This is a genomic window from Kitasatospora herbaricolor (assembly GCF_030813695.1).
Lineage (GTDB): Bacteria > Actinomycetota > Actinomycetes > Streptomycetales > Streptomycetaceae > Kitasatospora > Kitasatospora herbaricolor.
Window position 1 is genome coordinate 8232884 of the sequence record NZ_JAUSVA010000002.1, and the last position, 18738, is coordinate 8251621.

17 protein-coding genes are annotated in these 18738 nt (G+C 74.6%); 9 read left to right on the forward strand and 8 right to left on the reverse strand.

All coding sequences use genetic code 11. The features are described from left to right. Window positions 1-35: 35 nt before the first annotated feature. Both J2S46_RS35675 and J2S46_RS35680 read left to right on the forward strand, forming a co-directional pair. Window positions 36-1010 (forward strand): class I SAM-dependent methyltransferase, encoded by a 975-nt coding sequence (locus J2S46_RS35675; protein WP_191292171.1) that lies wholly within the window; start codon window positions 36-38, stop codon window positions 1008-1010. A 249-nt stretch (window positions 1011-1259) separates the two neighbouring features. Next, entirely contained in the window at window positions 1260-2768 is a 1509-nt protein-coding gene (locus J2S46_RS35680; RefSeq protein ID WP_191292170.1) for an MFS transporter, read from the forward strand. Window positions 2769-2790: 22 nt separating this feature from the next. Here the strand turns inward: J2S46_RS35680 and J2S46_RS35685 are convergent, their stop codons facing one another. Continuing rightward, on the reverse strand, window positions 2791-3066 hold the full coding sequence (locus J2S46_RS35685; RefSeq protein ID WP_191292169.1) for a helix-turn-helix domain-containing protein: 276 nt from the start codon (window positions 3064-3066) through the stop codon (window positions 2791-2793). A 59-nt stretch (window positions 3067-3125) separates the two neighbouring features. Here J2S46_RS35685 and map point away from each other — a divergent pair, with 59 nt between their 5' ends. After that, window positions 3126-3893 carry a type I methionyl aminopeptidase gene (gene map, locus J2S46_RS35690; protein WP_191292168.1) on the forward strand — a complete coding sequence of 256 codons (768 nt, stop codon included), beginning with the start codon at window positions 3126-3128 and terminating at the stop codon, window positions 3891-3893. 248 nt (window positions 3894-4141) lie between these two features. Continuing rightward, a complete protein-coding gene (locus J2S46_RS35695) occupies window positions 4142-4381 on the forward strand; it encodes a hypothetical protein (RefSeq protein ID WP_191292167.1) in 240 nt (79 codons plus the stop codon). Window positions 4382-4431: 50 nt separating this feature from the next. Here J2S46_RS35695 and J2S46_RS35700 read toward each other — a convergent pair whose 3' ends face one another. The 5 genes from J2S46_RS35700 to J2S46_RS35720 form a co-directional block, all read right to left on the reverse strand. Then, window positions 4432-4992, reverse strand: coding sequence for a DinB family protein (locus J2S46_RS35700; protein WP_191292211.1), 561 nt, complete (start codon window positions 4990-4992; stop codon window positions 4432-4434). A 299-nt stretch (window positions 4993-5291) separates the two neighbouring features. Then, a complete protein-coding gene (locus J2S46_RS35705) occupies window positions 5292-6539 on the reverse strand; it encodes an RNA polymerase sigma factor (RefSeq protein ID WP_191292166.1) in 1248 nt (415 codons plus the stop codon). Continuing rightward, entirely contained in the window at window positions 6536-6868 is a 333-nt protein-coding gene (locus J2S46_RS35710; RefSeq protein WP_191292165.1) for a YciI family protein, read from the reverse strand. Before J2S46_RS35710 ends, J2S46_RS35705 begins: the two co-directional genes overlap by 4 nt. 338 nt (window positions 6869-7206) lie before the next feature. After that, window positions 7207-8580 (reverse strand): FAD-dependent oxidoreductase, encoded by a 1374-nt coding sequence (locus J2S46_RS35715; RefSeq protein WP_191292164.1) that lies wholly within the window; start codon window positions 8578-8580, stop codon window positions 7207-7209. 245 nt (window positions 8581-8825) lie between these two features. Beyond that, the gene (locus J2S46_RS35720; RefSeq protein WP_191292163.1) at window positions 8826-9563 is read right to left on the reverse strand and encodes an SDR family oxidoreductase; all 738 of its coding nucleotides are present in this window, start codon (window positions 9561-9563) and stop codon (window positions 8826-8828) included. Window positions 9564-9655: 92 nt separating this feature from the next. Here J2S46_RS35720 and J2S46_RS35725 point away from each other — a divergent pair, with 92 nt between their 5' ends. The 5 genes from J2S46_RS35725 to J2S46_RS35745 all read left to right on the forward strand — a co-directional run bounded on the left by J2S46_RS35725 (window position 9656) and on the right by J2S46_RS35745 (window position 17215). Continuing rightward, window positions 9656-10543 carry a LysR family transcriptional regulator gene (locus tag J2S46_RS35725; RefSeq protein WP_191292162.1) on the forward strand — a complete coding sequence of 296 codons (888 nt, stop codon included), beginning with the start codon at window positions 9656-9658 and terminating at the stop codon, window positions 10541-10543. 123 nt (window positions 10544-10666) lie between these two features. Beyond that, window positions 10667-12355 (forward strand): acyclic terpene utilization AtuA family protein, encoded by a 1689-nt coding sequence (locus J2S46_RS35730; RefSeq protein WP_191292210.1) that lies wholly within the window; start codon window positions 10667-10669, stop codon window positions 12353-12355. Then, window positions 12352-13950, forward strand: coding sequence for an acyl-CoA carboxylase subunit beta (locus J2S46_RS35735; protein ID WP_191292161.1), 1599 nt, complete (start codon window positions 12352-12354; stop codon window positions 13948-13950). The genes J2S46_RS35730 and J2S46_RS35735 overlap by 4 nt, the downstream gene beginning before the upstream one ends. 14 nt (window positions 13951-13964) lie before the next feature. Further along, a complete protein-coding gene (locus J2S46_RS35740; RefSeq protein ID WP_191292160.1) occupies window positions 13965-15911 on the forward strand; it encodes an acetyl/propionyl/methylcrotonyl-CoA carboxylase subunit alpha in 1947 nt (648 codons plus the stop codon). 83 nt (window positions 15912-15994) lie between these two features. Continuing rightward, on the forward strand, window positions 15995-17215 hold the full coding sequence (locus J2S46_RS35745) for an acyl-CoA dehydrogenase family protein (protein ID WP_191292159.1): 1221 nt from the start codon (window positions 15995-15997) through the stop codon (window positions 17213-17215). A gap of 69 nt (window positions 17216-17284) precedes the next feature. On the opposite strand, the gene J2S46_RS35750 is transcribed toward J2S46_RS35745, so the two are convergent. Continuing rightward, complete coding sequence (locus tag J2S46_RS35750) at window positions 17285-17983, reverse strand: class F sortase (protein ID WP_191292158.1); 699 nt, start codon at window positions 17981-17983, stop codon at window positions 17285-17287. Continuing rightward, window positions 17970-18689: a hypothetical protein gene (locus tag J2S46_RS35755; RefSeq protein WP_191292157.1), complete on the reverse strand. Its 720-nt coding sequence runs from the start codon at window positions 18687-18689 to the stop codon at window positions 17970-17972. Before J2S46_RS35755 ends, J2S46_RS35750 begins: the two co-directional genes overlap by 14 nt. Window positions 18690-18738 lie beyond the last annotated feature (49 nt).

Here is an 18738-nt window from a genome sequence, read left to right on the forward strand (position 1 = left end):
TTGCCGCCCCTGAAACCCGGGGGCACGCTTCCCCCATGAGCGCACACCAGGACCCCGAACACGGCCACGGCAAAGGCCACGGCCACGGCAAAGACCACGGAACCGGCCACGGGAACGGCCACGGCCACGCCCACGGCAGCACCGACATCGACTGGGAGGTGATGGCCACCCACCTGGAGAACAACGGTGAGATCCAACTCCCGGCGCTGCGCCGGGCAGCGGCCCACCTGAAGGACCTGCTCGGCCCGCAGCGCGAGGTCCGCCGGATCCTCGACGTCGGCAGCGGGCCGGGCGTGATGGCCTGCCTGCTGGCCGAGACCTTCCCGGCCGCCGAGACCGTCGCCGTGGACGGCGCGCCCGGGCTGCTCGACCGGGCCCTGGTCCGCGCCGAGCGGCTCGGCCTGGCCGGCCGGGTGTCCGTCCGGCACGCGGAACTGCCCGAGGGCCTGGCCGGTCCGGAGGAGGACGGCGGCCCCGGCACCGCGGACCTGGTCTGGAGCAGCCGGGCGGTGCACCATCTCGGCGACCAGCAGGGCGCCCTGGACGCTCTCGCCGCGGTGCTGAGGCCCGGCGGCCTGCTCGCCGTCGCGGAGGGCGGGCTGCCGATGCGCTTCCTCCCGCGCGACATCGGGATCGGCCGGCCCGGCCTGCAGGCCCGGCTCGACGCCGTCCAGGAGGACTGGTTCGAGGCCATGCGGGCCGAACTGCCCGGCAGTACCGGCGTGGTCGAGGACTGGGCCGCCATGCTCGGCCGCGCGGGCCTCGTCGGGACACGCGGTTTCACCACCCTGCTCCACCTGCCGGCCCCGCTGGGCGGGACGGCCCGGGCCTTCCTGCACGCCCATCTCACCCGGCTGCGGGAGGCGATGGGCGAGTTCCTGGACGAGGAGGACCGCGGGACCGTCGACCTGCTGCTCGACCCGTCGGCCCCCGAGGGAGTCCTCCGGCGGCCGGACGCCTTCCTGCTCGCCGCGACCACGGTCTTCACCGGCGTACGCCCGGCCGCGTGACCGCCCGGGAGCGCTGACGGCGGGGGCCGGGGGAGCGGTCACCCCCCGGCCCCCGCCGCATCTGCCGGGTCGATTCCACCGGCCCCCGCCACCTGCCGCCGGGTCGACCACACCCCGGCGGCCCCCGTGCATCTGCCGGGTCGATCCCGTGCAGCGCCCGCGCCCACCCGCCCGGCCGGGTACGACCGGGCCCGCCCCCGCCGATCGGCGGCCGGGCTTCAGGACCCACCAGAGAGATCGGAGTCCATCGTGACCCAGCCCGACCCGGGGCGGTACGGGGCGGCGGCCCCAGGAGCCGGACGGAAGACGTCCCTCCGGTGGGTGCTCGCCGGCCTCTCGCTGTCCGTGCTGCTTCCCTCGCTCGGCACCAGCATCGCCAACGTCGGCCTGCCGACCATGGCACACGCGTTCGGCGCCTCGTTCCAGGCGGTCCAGTGGATCGTCCTCGCCTACCTGCTCGCCGTCACCACGCTGATCGTCAGCGTCGGACGGCTCGGCGACCTCATCGGCCGCCGCCGGCTGCTGCTGGCCGGCATCACCCTCTTCACGGCGGCCTCGGTGCTCTGCGGGCTCGCTCCCGCCCTCTGGCTGCTGATCGCGGCCCGCGCCGCGCAGGGCGTGGGGGCGGCCGTGATGATGGCCCTCACCATGGCCTTCGTGGGGGAGACCGTCCCGCAGGAGCGGACCGGCCGCGCGATGGGCCTGCTCGGGACGATGTCCGCGATCGGCACCGCCCTCGGCCCCTCGCTCGGGGGGCTGCTGATCTCCGGGCTCGGCTGGCGGGCGATCTTCCTGGTCAACCTGCCGCTGGGACTGCCGGCCCTGCTGCTCACCCGTCGCCACCTGCCCGTCGACCGGCCGCGGGCGGCCACCGGCCGGGCGCGCTTCGACCACGCCGGTACGGTGCTGCTGGCCCTGACCCTCGGGGCGTACGCACTCGCCATGACGCTGGGGCGCGGCGGTTTCGGCGCGCTCACCCTCGCTCTGCTGGTGGCCGCCGTGTTCGGCGCCGGTCTCTTCCTGCGGGTCGAGGCCACGGCCGCCTCGCCGCTGATCCGGCCCGCCGTCTTCCGTGACCGGGCGCTGAGTTCGAGCCTCGCCATGAGCGCGCTGGTCTCCACGGTGATGATGGCCACGCTGGTGGTCGGGCCGTTCTACCTCTCCCGCGGGCTGGGGCTCGGCGAGGCGCCGGTCGGCCTGGTGCTGTCCGTCGGACCGCTGGTCGCGGCGGTGGCGGGGGTGCCGGCCGGGCGGGTCGCGGACCGCTTCGGCGCGGCCCGGATGACCGTGCTCGGGCTGACCGCCGTGGCCGCCGGTTGCCTGGCGCCGGCCCTGCTGCCGGCCCGGTCCGGCGTGGCCGGCTACCTCGGGCCGATCGTCGTCGTCACGGCCGGCTACGCGGTGTTCCAGACGGCCAACAACACCGCCGTGATGGCGGACGTCCGCCCCGACCGGCGGGGTGTCGTCTCCGGCATGCTCAACCTGTCGCGCAACCTCGGGCTGGTCACCGGCGCGTCCGTGATGGGCGCCGTGTTCGCCCTCGCCTCGGCGGCGGCCGACGTCACGACGGCGCGTCCGGACGCGGTGGCCACCGGCATGCGGATCACCTTCGCGGTGGCGGCGGCCCTGATCGTGCTGGCGCTCGCCGTGGCGTTCGCCGGCCGCCTGACGGCCCGTCGGGGCGACAGCGGGCGGTCGGCCGCGGGGGAGGGCATGGTGGACGGCGCCGGGCGGTCCGAGCCGGCCGGCCGGGCCTGAGGGCGCGGCCGGCGGGGGCCCGTCACGCGGACAGGGCCTCCTCCCCGTGGTCGGCGTCCTCCGCACAGGCCGCCGCCAGGACGTCCAGCGACAGGCCCAGCGCGTGGGCCAGCGCCGCGACGGTGAAGAAGGCCGGGGTCGGGGCCCGGCCGGTCTCGATCTTGCGGAGGGTCTCCGCGGACACCCCGGCCGCCGCCGCCACGTCCACCATGCTGCGCTCGCCGCGGGCCCGGCGGAGCAGGGCTCCGAAGCGCTCGCCGCGTTCCCGCTCCTGCGGACTCAAAGGAACTCTCACCATACCCGTGATACTAATACCGGTATAAGTATTGGTTCGCATCGCAGGGGAGTGTCAGGAACATGGTGGAGATCAAGACCGACAGGGCGCTGGAGGCGATGCGGGAAGCCGGACGCGTCGTGGCCCGCGCACTCGCGACCGTCCGGGCCGCGGCCGCCGTGGGCGTCAGCCTCCGCGAGCTGGACGAGGCCGCCCGCACCGTGCTGGACGAGGCCGGGGCGCGCTCCCCGTTCCTCGGCTACCAGCCCTCCTTCGCCCCCGTGCCCTTCCCCGCGGTGATCTGCGCCTCCGTCAACGACGCGGTCGTGCACGGCATCCCCGGCGACTACCGCCTGCGCGACGGGGACCTCGTCAGCATCGACTGCGGCGCCCGGCTCGACGGCTGGACGGGCGACGCCGCGATCAGCTTCACCGTGGGCACCCCGCGCCCCGCCGACCTGGCGCTCATCGCCGCCACCCAGGAGGCCTTGGACGCCGGCATCGCCGCCGCGACCGTCGGCCGTCGAATCGGCGACATCTCCCACGCCGTCGGCGCGGTCGCCCGCAAGGCGGACTGCGGCCTGCTCGACGGCTTCGGCGGCCACGGCATCGGCCGCACGATGCACGAGGACCCGCACGTCCCCAACCGCGGCCGGCCCGGCCGCGGCTATCCGCTGCGCCACGGGCTCGCCCTCGCGATCGAACCCATGCTGACGGCCGGCGGGCGCGACGACTACCGCACCGATCCCGACGGCTGGACCCTGCGGACGGTCGACGGCAGCCGGGCCGCCCACATCGAGCACACCGTCGCCATCACCGAGGAGGGTCCCCGCATCCTGACCCTGCTCTGACTCCGGGCCCGGTCCCGGTCGTCGTCCTGGTCCCGCTCCCGCTCCCGTTCCCGCCGCGCGCTGCGGTCGCGGCCGGATCGCCGTTGCGGCTCCCGGTCCTCGGGCAAGGAACGCGTCCACCCGTTATCTATCAGGAACCCTGCTTGATAGATTCTGTCGCACCACCGAGGGCGCTCGCGAGGTCCACATCGTCGGAGCCACCTCCTGGCCGTCGATGCCCACCTGCACAGAAGGGGAGGGCCCGGTTCATGGGCGACCAACAGGAGGCCCGCCGGGCCAGGGTGAGATTCAGCCTGGTGTTCGCGATCCACGGGGCCGTCACCGGCAGCTTCGTCACCCGGATCCCGTGGATCCGGCTCCACCTGCACCTGAACGCCGGCCAGCTCGGCATCGCGCTGCTCGCACCCGCCGTCGGTGCCTTCCTCGCGATGCCGCCGGCCGGGCGCGCGGCCCACCGGTACGGCCCCCGGGCGGCGGTGCAGTGGTGACCTCGCCGTCCGCCGGCTCGGCCCGGTCCGCACCGTCCGGGCCGAGGGGGCTACTGCCCCACCCGGCCGTCCACGCACTCGCGGAGCAGATCGGCGTGCCCGCAGTGACGCGCGTACTCCTCGATCCGGTGGACCAGCAGCCCCCGGACGGAGTCGCCGTGGCGCCCCACCCGCACGGCCGGATCCGGGTACTCGGCCAGCACCGCGTCGGTGGCGGCCTGTTCGCGGACGAGGTCGGCGAACGCGCCGTCGACCAGCTCCTGCTCCGCCGCCGCCCCCTCGAAGTCGCCGTCCCGCGCTCCGTACAGCTTGGGCTCCGGGTCACCCGGCGTGATCCAGTTGCGCCAGTCCCGCTCCACCTCGGCCAGATGACGGACCAGCCCCAGCAGGGACATGGTCGACGGCGGTACCGACCGCCGCGCGAGTTGCTCCGGCGTCAACCCCTCGCACTTCATCCGCAGGGTCAGCCGATAGCTCGTCAGATAGTCCTGCAGCGTGGCCAACTCGCCGTCCGGACTGGGGCCTTCGTTGTTACGAGGGTCCTTGTCGGGGTCCGCCCACATGTCGGGGTAGACGCTTGCCTGGCTCCAACGCTCGGGTAGGTCGCTCATCATGCGCATGATTCTGAGCGTCGCTCCGACTGGCAAGTGATTAATCACGTGCGAGGCGCGAGGCCCGAGGCGTCGCCGACGCCCGGACCGTCTTCGACCTGTTCGACCTTGAGCGGCTGGCCGTGCGGGCTCCCGCGCACGGCTGTGCGGACGGGATCCCGGGCCGACCACTCGTCCCGCAGGACCCGCGCGTCCCGCGCGTGGACGCCTCCTCGGCGGCTGAACGGGGGGCGATCGGCCCGCCGGCTCGGAATCCGGCACCGACCAGGGGATCGCCCGCGACGAGGGTGTCGTCCCATTCATCCGCCGGCCAGCTGGTCGCGCCGGCGGACCAGGTACGCCGTCTCGGCGGTGTTGCCCGCCAGGGCGATGGCCCGGTCGTACGCCGCCCTCGCCTCCTCGCTCCGGCCCAGCCGGCGCAGCAGGTCGGCGCGGGTGGCGTGGAAGGGGTGGTAGCCCTCCAGCGGGAGGCCGTCCAGCTGGGCCAGCGCGACCTGAGGGCCGTCGAGTTCGGCGACGGCGACCGCCCGGTTGAGCCGGACGATCGGGGAGGGGTCCAGGCGGACCAACCGGTCGTAGAGCGCGAGGACCTGCGACCAGTCGGTGTCACGGACGTCGGGGGCGTCGGTGTGGACGGCGTTGATCGCGGCGAGCACCTGATAGCGCCCCGGCGCCTGGCCGCAGGCCAGCCGGGCGCGGACCAGGGCGTGGCCCTCGGCGATCAGCGTGCGGTCCCAGGCGCCGCGGTCCTGCTCGCCGAGGGCGACGAGTTCACCGCTCGCCGAGACCCGAGCTGGCCGGCGGGCCTCGGTCAGGAGCATCAGGGCCAGGAGTCCGGCGGCCTCGCCGTCCTCCGGCAGCAGGCCGTGGACCAGACGGGCCAGCCGGATCGCCTCGGCGGTCAGGTCGCCACGGACGGCGTGCTGCGCCGGGTCCGTGGCCAGGTAGCCCTCGTTGAAGATCAGGTAGAGGACGGCGAGGACCCCGGTCACCCGGGCCGGGAGGTCCTCGCGCGACGGTACGCGGTAGGGGATCCTCGCCGCCTTGATCTTCGCCTTCGCGCGGGTGATCCGTCGGCCCAGGGTGCTCTCCTCGACCAGGAACGCCCGGGCGATCTCGGGCACGGTCAGCCCGCCGACCATCCGCAGGGTCAGTGCCACCTGCGCCGGCACGGCCAGGGCGGGGTGGCAGCAGACGAGGACGAGGCGGAGCCGGTCGTCCTCGACGGCGTCGACCGGCTCGACCGGCTCGACCGCGTCGACCGGCTGGGGGGTGTCGGAGAGCATCAGTGCCTCCTTGTGCTTCTCCGTGCGCCGGGCCTCGCGCCGGATCCGGTCGATGGCCTTGCGGTGGGCGGTGGTGGTGAGCCACCCGCCGGGGTTCGGCGGGACTCCGTCGACCGGCCAGCGTTCGACGGCGGTGGCGAACGCCTCGGCGGCCGTCTCCTCGGCGATGTCGAGGTCCCCGTAGCGCCTGGCCAGGGTCGCGACGACCCGGGCCCACTCCTCGTGGTGGACCCGGGTGAGCACCGCGTCGACGTCGGTCATGCGCCCAGGATCGGCCGGACCTCGACCCTGCGGTTGCAGTGCTTCGACCCCTGGCCGGCGAGCCGGAGCGCCACGTCGAGGTCGGGGGCCTCCATGATCCAGAAGCCGATGATGTACTCCTTCGACTCCAGGAACGGGCCGTCGGTGAACAGTGCTTCGCCGTCCCGGCCGTCGACGACCGTGGCGGTGTCCGGCGAGCTGAGGCCGCCGGCGAAGACCCAGTGGCCCTCGGCCTTGAGCTGCCGGTTGAACGCCCCGATCGCGGCCATCTCCTGCTCGGTGGCGAGTTGGGACGAGTCGGCGAGAACGGAAACCAGGTACTGCGCCATCGGGACCATCTCCTGTCGTCGGGCGACCGCTCCTCGGGCCGCCTTCACCCCTACTACGAACGCCGCGGCCCCGATCGGACACCTCGGCCGGGATCTCTTCGGGAATGTTCCTACGCCCGGCCCGTGCTCGTTCGCCGGACGCGCCGCCGAGGGGCGTTCGCGCCGGTCAGCGCCGGTCAGGAGCCGCCGTCACGCCGGACGCGGCGGTGACAGCCAGCCGGGTCACGGGCCGGGCCCGGGAGTCCGTTACCCGGGCCCGGCCGGCCCGAAGCTTCCCGCACCCGCGGTGACGCCGGCTGCTGCCGTTGCCGGTCGGGCCGCCTCGGTTTTGCAAGTGCTCAGCCCGGGACGAGCGCATCCCATTGGTCCCGGGTCGGGCCGTCGTGTTCCGGTGAGAAGTCCGGGTGGGCCGCCAGCCAGGCTGTTACGTGTCGGTCCACCTCCTCGGTGCCGTAGGCGTCGTCGGCCGGTCGCAGGAGGTGGCGCACCTGGGCTCGGGCCCGCATGACGACGGGGTCGTCGAAGGCGCAGGCGGCCAGGGCGGCGGCCCGCCGGTCCGAGGACGGTGAACTCTCGGCGAGGCGCTGCGCGTTGGCCCGGTCGGCCGTCACCTGAGCGTCGAACCACGGGCGGAGGGCCTGCGCTGTCCAGGCATGGTAGCCGGTGGGGTCCACGACGAACCGGTCGACGTGGGTGGCCAGCTGCTGGGCGGCGAGCAGGCCGAGGGCCACGCCGTGGCCCAGGGTGGGGTTGGTGTGGACGAGGCTGTCCCCGGCGTTGACCAGACCCGTGACGACAGGTCCGTCCTCGTCGACGAGGGAGGTCCAGCGGTTGTCCAGGCCGGCCATCGCCAGAACGGCGGAGTGCGGTTCGGGGGCCAGGTCGAGCCAGGCGGCGGTGGCGGGAAAGCGGCGGGCGGCGGCCTCGAACACGGCGGGGTCGGTGAGCGCGCCGCGGGTCGGATCGCCGGTGGAGAGCACCAGGTGCACCGCGAAGGTGTCGTTGTCGGAAGGGAAGACGCCGGCGAGCGCGAAGGGTGCGGCCGAGCCGGTCTTCACCCGCCCGGGGTCACGCGGGCCTTCGGCCCGCAGGCGGTACCAGCGGCACAGGTAGGCGATGCCGGTCCGGTGGCTGTCGACCACGGGCGGGCGGCAGCCGGCCGCGATCAGCCAGGCGGGGACCGGTGAGCGACGACCGGACGCGTCGACGACGAGGTCCGCCCGGTGCGTTTCCGCGCCCACCTGCACGCCGGTGACCCGGGCAGGGCGGCCCTCCCCGAAGGTGAGGGCGCGCACCCGGCAGCCTCGCCGCACGTCCACGGTGGGTTCCCGCCGCACGGCCGCGCTCAGGGCGGCCTCCAGCACGATGCGGCGGGTGCGCAGGGTCACCAGGTCCTCGTCGCCGGCCCGATGCGGCGGATGCTCACCGAACCAATCGAAGTCGTGGTACTCCCGAGCTCCGCGCGCCAACAGGTCCGCGTGGACGTCAGGGATCTCGGCGCGCAGCACGGTACGCACGGGGGCGAGGAACGAGTGCGGCTGGACGGCCTGCGGGACCCGGGGCCTGTTCCAGTGGAAGAAGTCCCGGTTCAGGTCCTCGCCGGCCTCCCGTGCGTCCTGTTCGAACAACGTGACCAGGTGGCCCCGCCGGCCGAGCATGAGCGCCGTCCCCAGCCCGCTGATTCCCCCGCCTATCACCGCAACCTGCGCCACTGAGCTCCCCTTGACGTCGTGTTGCGGAACGATCTTACTGCTGGGCGATCTCCGGGCGGGAACCGGCCTCGTCCGTCGCGGTGCGGGCAACCCGGACGGGGCGCTGCGGGGGACCTTCACGGGGACGCAGCGGAGCGCTGCCCCGGGCGCCGGGGCGTCGGTCGGGGCAGCGCTCCGCAGGCGACGAACCTCCCCGAGGTGTGCGGGCGAGGCCGCCTCACCCCGTGGATGACGACCGCCGCACCTCACCAGGGGACGACGCCGTCGTCCTCGAAGAAGGAGCCGGTCGGGCCGCCGTCGGGGAGGGTGGCGAGCCGGATCGGGGTGGCCGCGCCCTGCGCGGGGGTGCGCGGTCCGTGGAAGCCGGTGAAGTCGGTCGCGACCAGGCCCGGGCAGGCGGCGTTGATGAGGATGTTGGTGCCTTCGAAGTGCCGGGCGTACTGCAGGGTGAGGGCGTTGAGGAAGGACTTCGACGGTGCGTAGGCCGCCATGACGGGGCCGACCTCGGTGTCCGGGTCCGCCTGTCGGGCCAGGGAGCCGACGCTGCTGGAGACGTTGACGATGCGCGGGGAGGCGGAGCGCCGCAGCAGTGGCAGCATCGCGTTGGTGACCCGGACGACGCCCATGACGTTGGTGTCCACGACGGTGCGGAGCACCTCCAGGTCGAGCGTGGTCGGCTCCTGCAGCCATCCGGGGCCCATCTCACCCGGGATGCCGGCGTTGTTGACCAGGGCGTCCAGGCGTCCGGCCAGTCGTTCGACCAGTTCCGCGGCGGCGGTGACGCTGCGGTCGTCGGTCACGTCCAGTGGTACCCCGAACGCGTCCACGCCGGCGGCGCGCAGTTTGTCGACGGCGGCTTCGCGTCGGGCCGCGTCGCGGGCTCCCACGCCGACGCGGTAGCCGAGGCCGCCCAGTCCGGCCGCGATCTCGTAGCCGATGCCCTTGTTCGCGCCGGTCACCAGCGCGGTGTTCGTTTCGCTCATGAAGATGATGTTGGCCCGTGGGCGGGTGGTGCGGCCAACACCGGTACGGTGCCCTGTCATACCCGGCGGGTATCACCGCGTATGCTGCGGCCGTGGACACCCTGGAGACCCGCGAGTTGAGGTATTTCGTGGCCGTGGCCGAGGAGTTGCACTTCGGCCGGGCCGCCGAGCGGCTGGGCATGGCCCAGCCGCCGCTGTCACGGGCGATCCAGCAGCTCGAACGGCGCCTGGGGGTCTGTCTGCTGGACCGCGACCGCCGCGGTGTCGGCCTGACCGGTGCCGGGGAGGTGCTGTTGCAGGAGAGCCGGGCGGCTCTCGACGCCGCCGCCGCCGCCGTCCGCCGCACCCGGCGCGCCGGGGGCGCCGACAGTCCTGGCGGCCCCCGCGGCCGGCTGGTCCTGGCGGTGAAGGCCGCCGCGTCCCACGCACTGCTGCGGAAGCTTCTCGACGCCTACGCGGCCGAGCCCGACAGCGCCGAGATCGAGGTGCTGCCGTGCGGCATTTGCGAGCAGGAAGAGCTGCTGCGCGACGGACGCGCCGATGTCGCGCTCATGCACACGCCGTGGAACTCGCTCGCCGGGTTCGACAGCGAGCCGCTGGTGGCCGAGGGTCAGGTCGCCGTCCTGCCCGCCGGGCACCCCCTCGCCGCCCGCGAGACCTTGTCCCTGGCCGATGTCAGGGACGTGCCCGGTCTGCCGCTCGCCCGCTGGCCCAGCCGCGGCACCTACGCACCCGGCCCTGGCCCCGAGATCCACAACCAGACACAACTGGCCCAGCTGATCGCTCTCGGACGCATTGTGGCGGTCGCCCCCGACTCCGCCCGTTCCTGGCTGTGGGCCGAGCACGCGGCCGTTCCGTTGGCCGACGCACCTCCCGTCGTGACGCACATCGCCTGGCCCGCGCACAGCCGCTCCCTCGCCCTGGCCGGCCTGGTCGGCACGGCCGCACGGCTATGGCCAGGTCAGCACGCGAAACGGTGAGTGTCCGACCACCACCGCACTCCCACCTGCCCGCGGATAAACAAGCATGCATGCTTGCTTTTTCCAGGGGCCGGTGCCACGCTGCTGCCCGAAGGCAACCGGCACGGCAGGGGAGGCGCCACGGTGCTGCGGATCGGCAATGCTTCGGGCTTCTACGGCGACCGCTTCGAGGCCGTCCACGAGATGCTCACCGACGGCCCGCTGGACGTCCTGACCGGCGACTACCTCGCCGAACTCACCATGCTGATCCTGGCCCGGGACCGCGCCAAGGACCCTGCCTCGGGGTACGCCAAGACCTTCCTGCGGCAGATGGAGAAGTCCCTCGCGCTGGCGCTCGACCGGGGCGTGCGGATCGTGGTCAACGCCGGCGGGCTCAGCCCCGCCCGGCTGGCCGCCGCACTGCGCGAGCTCGCCGCCGACCAAGGGCTCACCGTCCGGGTCGGGCACGTGGAGGGGGACGATCTGCTGCCCAGGGCGGCGCAGTTGGGTCTCCCCGGTGGGCTGCTCGCGGCCAACGCCTACCTCGGCGCCTTCGGCATCGCGGACTGCCTGCGGGCCGGCGCCGAGGTGGTGGTCACCGGCCGGGTCACCGACGCCGCCCTGGTCGCCGGCCCGGCGGCCGCCCATTTCGGCTGGGGGCCGGGCGACTTGGACGCCCTCGCCGGGGCGGTGGTGGCCGGCCATGTACTGGAGTGCGGGGCGCAGGCGACCGGCGGCAACTACGCCTTCTTCCTCGAACACGACCTGCGCCGCCCGGGCTTCCCGATCGCCGAACTGCACGCCGACGGCAGCAGTGTGATCACCAAGCACCCCGGCACCGGCGGCGCCGTCACCATCGGGACGGTCACCGCACAGCTGCTGTACGAGACGGACGGCGCCCGCTACGCCGGCCCCGACGTGACGGCCCGGCTGGACACCGTCCGGCTCACCGGGGACGGGCCCGACCGGGTCCGGATCGGCGGAGTCCGCGGTGAGGCCCCGCCGCCGACCCTGAAGGCGGGCCTGAACCGGCTCGGCGGCTGGCGCAACGAGGTGGTCCTGGTGCTCACCGGGCTGGACATCGAGGCCAAGGCCGCCCTCGTCCGGGAGCAGTTGGAGCAGGAACTGGGGGAGGACCGGCCGGCCGAACTGCGCTGGACCCTGGCCCGCACCGACCGTCCGGACGCCCCGGGCGAGGAGGAGGCGAGCGCCCTGCTGCGGCTGGTCGTCCGCGACCGCGACCGGGACAAGGTCGGCCGCCCGGTGAGTTCCGCCGCCGTCGGGCTCGCACTGGCCAGCTACCCGGGCTTCCACCTCACCGCCCCGCCCGGCCCGGGCGCCCCCTACGGCGTCTTCGAGGCCGCGTACGTCGACCCGGCGGCCGTCGAGCACACGGCGGTGCTCCCCGACGGCACCCGCGTCGCCGTCCCGCCCGCGCCGGCCACCCGCGTCCTGGAGCCGCTCGCCGTACCGCCGTTGCCGCCGCCGCCCGGGGCCGGCCCGACCCGCCGGGCCCCGCTCGGGCGGGTGGCCGGCGCCCGCAGCGGGGACAAGGGCGGCGACGCCAACCTCGGCGTCTGGGCCCGCGACGAGGACGGCTGGCGCTGGCTGGCGCACACCCTCACCGTCCGACGACTGCGCGAACTGCTGCCGGAGATCGCCGAGTTGCCCGTCACCCGGCATCTGCTGCCGAACCTGTGGGCGGTCAACTTCACCGTGCGGGGCCTGCTCGGCGAGGGCGTGGCCGCGCAGGTGCGCTTCGACCCGCAGGCCAAGGCCCTGGGGGAGTGGCTCCGCTCCCGCCACCTCGACATCCCGGAGGCGCTGCTGTGACCGTCCTGCCCACCCGCCTCGACCCGGCGGGCCCCGAGTTCGCCGAGCACCGCGACGCGATGCGGGAGCGGCTCGACGCGCTGGCCGCCGAGCACGCCAAGGCCCTGGCCGGCGGCGGCCCCAAGTACGTCGAGCGCCACCGCGCCCGCGGCAAGCTGCTGCCCCGCGAACGCATCGAACTGCTCGTCGACCCGGACTCCCCGTTCCTCGAACTCTCGCCGCTCGCCGCCTGGGGCAGCGACTACCCGGTGGGCGCCGCGCTGGTCACCGGCATCGGCGTGATCGAGGGCGTGGAGTGCGTGATCACCGCCAACGACCCGACCGTGCGCGGCGGCGCCAGCAACCCCTGGACGCTGCGCAAGGCCCTGCGGGCCAACGCGATCGCACTGGAGAACCGGCTGCCGCTGGTCAACCTGGTGGAGTCCGGGGGTGCCGACCTGCCCAGCCAGAAGGAGATCTTCATCCCGGGCGGCGCGCTGTTCCGCGACCTCACCCGGCTCTCCGCCGCCGGCGTCCCCACGGTGGCGGTGGTCTTCGGCAACTCCACCGCCGGCGGGGCGTACGTCCCCGGCATGTCCGACCACACCGTGATGGTGAAGGAGCGTGCCAAGGTCTTCCTCGGCGGGCCGCCGCTGGTGAAGATGGCCACCGGCGAGGAGTCCGACGACGAGTCGCTCGGCGGCGCCGGGATGCACGCGCGCACCTCGGGCCTGGCCGACCACTTCGCCCTGGACGAGCCCGACGCGCTGCGGCTCGCCCGGCGGATCGTCGCCCGGCTGAACCACCGCAAGGCCGGCCCCGGCCCCGACCGGTCGGCCGCCCCGCCGAAGTACGACGAGGAGGAGCTGCTCGGCATCGTCCCGGGCGACCTCAAGGTGCCCTTCGACCCGCGCGAGGTGATCGCCCGGGTGGTGGACGGCTCCGACTTCGACGAGTTCAAGCCGCTGTACGGCGCCAGCCTGGCCACCGGCTGGGCGAGCGTGCACGGCTACCCCGTCGGCATCCTGGCCAACGCCCAGGGGGTGCTGTTCAGCCAGGAGTCGCAGAAGGCCGCCCAGTTCATCCAGCTCGCCAACCAGCGCGACATCCCGCTGCTCTTCCTGCACAACACCACCGGCTACATGGTCGGTAAGGACTACGAGCAGGGCGGCATCATCAAGCACGGCGCGATGATGATCAACGCGGTCTCCAACTCCAAGGTCCCGCACATCTCGGTGCTGACGGGCGCCTCCTACGGGGCCGGGCACTACGGGATGTGCGGGCGGGCCTACGACCCGCGCTTCCTGTTCGCCTGGCCCAGCGCCAAGTCCGCCGTGATGGGCCCGCAGCAGCTCGCGGGGGTGCTGTCGATCGTCGCCCGGCAGTCGGCCGCGGCCAAGGGCCAGCCCTACGACGAGGACGCGGACGCCGCGATCCGGGCGATGGTCGAGCAGCAGATCGAGGCCGAGTCGCTGCCGGTCTTCCTCTCCGGGCGCCTCTACGACGACGGCGTCATCGACCCGCGCGACACCCGTACCGTGCTCGGCCTCTGCCTCTCCGCGATCCACAACGCTCCCGTCGAGGGCGCGCGCGGCTACGGCGTCTTCCGGATGTGAGGGACTCACCGAACATGATCACGTCTCTGCTGGTCGCCAACCGCGGCGAGATCGCCCGCCGGGTCTTCCGCACCTGCCGCGACCTGGGCATCGCCACCGTCGCCGTGCACTCGGACCCCGACGCGGACGCCCCGCACACCCGCGAGGCCGACACCGCCGTCCGGCTGCCCGGGGCCACCGCCGCCGACACCTACCTGCGCGCCGACCTGATCGTCCGGGCCGCCCTGGACGCGGGCGCCGACGCCGTCCACCCCGGCTACGGCTTCCTCTCCGAGAACGCCGGATTCGCCCAGGCCGTGCTGGACGCCGGCCTCACCTGGATCGGCCCGCCACCCGCCGCGATCGCCGCGATGGGCTCCAAGACCGAGGCCAAGCGGCTGATGGCGGCCGCCGGCGTCCCCGTCCTCGGCGCGGTCGAGAACCCCGCCCCGTCCGACTATCCGCTGCTGGTCAAGGCGGCGGCCGGCGGCGGCGGACGCGGCATGCGGGTGGTGCGCACGCCGGACGAACTGGCCGGCCAACTCGCCGCCGCCCGAGCCGAGTCGGCGAAGGCCTTCGGCTCGGACGAGGTCTTCTGCGAGCCGTACCTGCCCACCGGCCGGCACATCGAGGTCCAGCTGATGGCGGACACCCACGGCACCGTCTGGGCGGTCGGCGAGCGAGACTGCTCGCTCCAGCGCCGCCACCAGAAGGTGATCGAGGAGGCACCGGCGCCCGGCCTGGCCGAGGCGGACCGCGCCGAGTTGTACGCCGCCGCCACCGCCGCGGCCCGCGCCATCGGCTACACCGGTGCCGGCACCGCCGAGTTCCTGCTCGGCCCGGACGGCCGGTTCTGGTTCCTGGAGATGAACACCCGCCTCCAGGTCGAGCACCCGGTCACCGAATGCGTCACCGGCCTCGACCTGGTCGCCCTCCAACTCCGCGTCGCCGAGGGCGAAGCACTGCCCGCCGAGCCCCCGCCGACCCGGGGCCACGCCATCGAGGCCCGGCTCTACGCCGAGGACCCGGCAGCCGGCTGGGCCCCGCAGACCGGCACCCTGCACGCGCTCGAACTGCCCTCCGTCCAGGTCGCCTTCGGCACCACGCCGGGCGACACCGGTCTGCGGCTCGACTCCGGCGCCGAGGCCGGAAGCACCGTCGGCATCCACTACGACCCGATGCTCGCCAAGGTCGTCGCCTGGGCCCCCACCCGGGCCGCCGCCGCCCGCCGGCTGGCCACCGCCCTGGCCCGCGCCCGGGTCCACGGGCTCACCACCAACCGGGACCTGCTGGTCGCGGCGCTGCGCCACCCGGCCTTCCTGGAAGGGCGGGTGCACACCGCCTTCCTCGCCGAGCACGCCGACGCCCTGCTGCCCGCGGGCCCGAAGAGCGACCCGCTGCGGGCGCTGGCAGCCGCCCTCGCGGACGCCGCCGCCCGCCGCACCGCGCTGCCCTCCGGCTGGCGCAACCTGCCCTCCCAGCCGCAGTCCAAGCGCTACCGGGCGCCGGACGGGACGGAGCACGAGGTGCGCTACCGCCTGGGCCGCCGAGGTGAGTTGGACGCCGACGGGCACCCCGCCACCACCCTGCTCTCGGCCACGTCCGAGCAGGTCGTGCTCGCCGTCGACGGGCTGCGCCGCAGCTTCGACGTCGCCCGCTACGGCGACCTCGTGCACGTGGACGAGCCGGCCGGATCCACCGCCTTCACCGCCCTCGACCGCTTCCCCGCCCCCGCCGCGCACACCGACCCCGGCGCGCTGCTCGCGCCGATGCCGGGCATCGTGGTGCGCGTCGCGGCCGCCCCGGGGGACACCGTCACGGCGGGCCAGCCCCTGCTCTGGCTGGAGGCGATGAAGATGGAGCACCGCGTCACCGCCCCCGTCGACGGCGTCCTCACCGAACTGCACGCCGCCCCCGGCCGGCAGGTCGAACTCGGGGCGCTGCTCGCCGTGGTGAAGCCCACGGCCGACCCGGCACCCTGACTGCTCGGCCCGGATCCCAGCCCGCCGTCCATCTGGTCAGCCCGTCACCCACCACCCTCGACCCGCCCGGAAGGACCCCCAGGATGTCCGCACCGCGCACCACGACCACCTCCGCCCAGCCCGCCGACGCCTCGCCCGGGAGCACCAGCCCGCTGATCGAGACCCCCGAACGCCAGGCCCTGCGCCGCGCGGTCGGTGACCTCGGCCGCCGCTACGGCTCCGCCTACTACCTCGACAAGGCCCGCCAGGGCCTGCCCGCCGACGAACTCTGGGCGGAGGCCGGGAAGGCCGGATATCTCGGCGTCAACCTGCCCGTCGAATACGGCGGAGGCGGCGGCGGGATCACCGACCTCGCCATCGTGCTGGAGGAACTCGGCACCGCCGGCTGCCCGTTGCTGCTGCTGATCGTCTCACCCGCGATCTGCGGCACGGTCATCGCCCGCTACGGCACCGAGCAGCAGAAGCAGCGGTGGCTGCCGGGGCTCGCCGACGGCACCCGCCGGATGGCCTTCGGGATCACCGAGCCCGACGCCGGTTCCAACTCCCACCGGATCTCGACCGTCGCCCGCCGCGACGGCGACGACTGGCTGCTCACCGGCCGCAAGGTCTTCGTCTCCGGCATCGACCACGCCGACGCCGTGCTGTTCGTCGGCCGGACGGAGGACGCGCGGACGGGCAAGCTCAAGCCCGCCCTGTTCGTCGTCCCGCGCGACACCCCCGGTTTCGAGTACCGGCCGATCCCGATGGAGCTGGTCGCCCCGGAGAAGCAGTACCAGGTCTTCCTGGACGACGTCCGGCTGCCGGCCGACGCCCTGGTCGGTGACGAGAACGCCGGTCTGCTCCAGCTGTTCGCGGGGCTCAACCCGGAGCGGATCATGACCGCCGCGTTCTCCCTGGGCCTGGCCCGGCAGGCGCTGGCGAAGGCCGTCGACTACGCCAAGTCCCGTACGGTCTGGGACACTCCGATCGGCGCGCACCAGGGCCTGGCGCACCCGCTGGCCGTCTGCGCGATCGAGATCGAACTCGCCCGGCTGATGACCCAGAAGGCCGGCCACCTCTACGACGCGGGCGACGACCTGGCCGCCGGCGAGGCCGCCAACATGGCCAAGTACGCGGCGGGTGAGGCCGCCGCCCGTACCGTGGACCAGGCCGTCCAGACCCTCGGCGGCAACGGCCTGACCCAGGAGTACGGGCTCGGCGCGCTGCTCACCGCCACCCGGGTGGGCCGGGTGGCGCCGGTCAGCCGCGAGATGATCCTCAACTACGTGGCGCAGCACACCCTGGGGCTGCCGCGCTCGTACTGAGGAGCCGCCCGGCCCGGCCCCGGCTCGACGGGTCGCGACGCGGCAGGTCGCGGCGCAGCAGGCCCCGGCTCAGCGGGTCGCGGTGAGGTGCGCGAAGACCACGACGTTGTCCGAGTAGCCGGCCTTCTTGTCGTACTTGCCCCCGCAGGTGATCAGACGCAGCTCGGGACGCTCGGTGGGGCCGTAGACGGTGGTGTCCGGCACGGCCGACCGGGGGTAGGTCCGCACCGCGTCGATGCTGAAGACGGCCGTCCGGCGGTCCTGCCGGGTGATCTCCACCGTGTCGCCCGGGCGCAGCAGTCCCAGCCGGTAGAAGACGGCCGGCCCGGAGCGGGTGTCCGCGTGCCCCGCGACGATCGAGTTGCCCGGTGTGCCGGGGGAGGCGCCGTCCCGGTACCAGCCGGCCTGGCCGGGGGCGCTCAGCGGAGGTGTTTCCAGGTGTCCGGCGCCGTCCAGGCCCAGTCCGAGGAGGGGAGCGGTGACCTTGATCGAGGGGATTCGGACGCCGGTCGGCACCGAGGGCGGCAGCGGCGCGGGGGGCGGCTTGCCCGGCCGGGGGCCCGCCGTGGGCGTGGAACCTGCGGCCGGTGCGCCGGTGGTGTCCGGCCCCGGCGCGGCGGCCGGCCCGGGCGCGGGCGGGCCGCTCGCCCCCGCGCCGTCGTGCACCAGCCAGATGCCGAGGGCCAGGGCGAGTGCGACGGCCGCGGCGGTCAGCCGCGCCTGGGCACGACGCCCCGGCTCCTGGTTCCTGGCCTCAGGATGCGGCATTGCGGGCGGTGCGGCGGCGGACGGCGCGGATGCCCAGTACCGCCACGAGCGCCAGCAGCGCCGATCCGGCGCCGACCTCGACGGCGTGCGGGTCGTGCGAGGTGCCGCCGCCGCCGGCCTCCAGTCCGCCGTGCGGTCCGCCGGTGCCCGGCGGGCGGCCGCCGCCGGCCGCGGGACTGCCGGACGGCCGGGGCGAGGTGCTGGGGACCGCGAGGTTGCTCGGGCCGCCGGGGCCGGGCGGGGGTACGGGCGCGGCGACGTCGCTCGGGCCGCCGGCCGGCGGGCAGGAGACCGTGAACACCTTGTGCTTGGCGCTGCCGGTCTGTCCCACGAAGGTCCAGTTGACCCGGTAGTGGCCGTCCGGGAGGGACATGATCTGGGTCTGGCCGGTGCCGCTGAGCAGGGCCAGCACCCCGGTGCTCACCTGCTGGGTGCCGGTCGGCGGCTGCTGCTCGATCGTCCAGTCGACCAGCTGCAGGTCGTCGAAGTCGAAGGCGTCCAGGTAGAACCGGCAGACCTGCGGCTCGTCGCGCCGGTCCGTCACGGGCGTGGTGCTCCCGTGCACCTTGATGTCGCCGTTGTCGCCCGGCGCGGCGTGGGCCGCGGGGGCGGCGCCGAGGGCGAGCAGGGCGGTGAGCGCGCCCACCGTGAGGGCACGTCCGGCGGCGGAGCCGGCGGGGGGTTCGGGGCGGTGGCAGGACGTCACGTCGGGGACTCCAGTGGTGCGGTGGGCGGGCGCAGGGGAGTTCTCACCG

Bases quoted from the DNA above. Each gene is read 5' to 3' on its own strand.
- J2S46_RS35740 (WP_191292160.1), top strand. From the start codon at position 13,965: ATGATCACGTCTCTGCTGGTCGCCAACCGCGGCGAGATCGCCCGCCGG.
- J2S46_RS35695 (WP_191292167.1), top strand. From the start codon at position 4,142: ATGGGCGACCAACAGGAGGCCCGCCGGGCCAGGGTGAGATTCAGCCTG.
- J2S46_RS35750 (WP_191292158.1), bottom strand. From the start codon at position 17,983: ATGCCGCATCCTGAGGCCAGGAACCAGGAGCCGGGGCGTCGTGCCCAG.
- J2S46_RS35685 (WP_191292169.1), bottom strand. From the start codon at position 3,066: ATGGTGAGAGTTCCTTTGAGTCCGCAGGAGCGGGAACGCGGCGAGCGC.
- J2S46_RS35705 (WP_191292166.1), bottom strand. From the start codon at position 6,539: ATGACCGACGTCGACGCGGTGCTCACCCGGGTCCACCACGAGGAGTGG.
- map (WP_191292168.1), top strand. From the start codon at position 3,126: ATGGTGGAGATCAAGACCGACAGGGCGCTGGAGGCGATGCGGGAAGCC.
- J2S46_RS35720 (WP_191292163.1), bottom strand. From the start codon at position 9,563: ATGAGCGAAACGAACACCGCGCTGGTGACCGGCGCGAACAAGGGCATC.
- J2S46_RS35710 (WP_191292165.1), bottom strand. From the start codon at position 6,868: ATGGCGCAGTACCTGGTTTCCGTTCTCGCCGACTCGTCCCAACTCGCC.
- J2S46_RS35745 (WP_191292159.1), top strand. From the start codon at position 15,995: ATGTCCGCACCGCGCACCACGACCACCTCCGCCCAGCCCGCCGACGCC.
- J2S46_RS35700 (WP_191292211.1), bottom strand. From the start codon at position 4,992: ATGAGCGACCTACCCGAGCGTTGGAGCCAGGCAAGCGTCTACCCCGAC.
- J2S46_RS35675 (WP_191292171.1), top strand. From the start codon at position 36: ATGAGCGCACACCAGGACCCCGAACACGGCCACGGCAAAGGCCACGGC.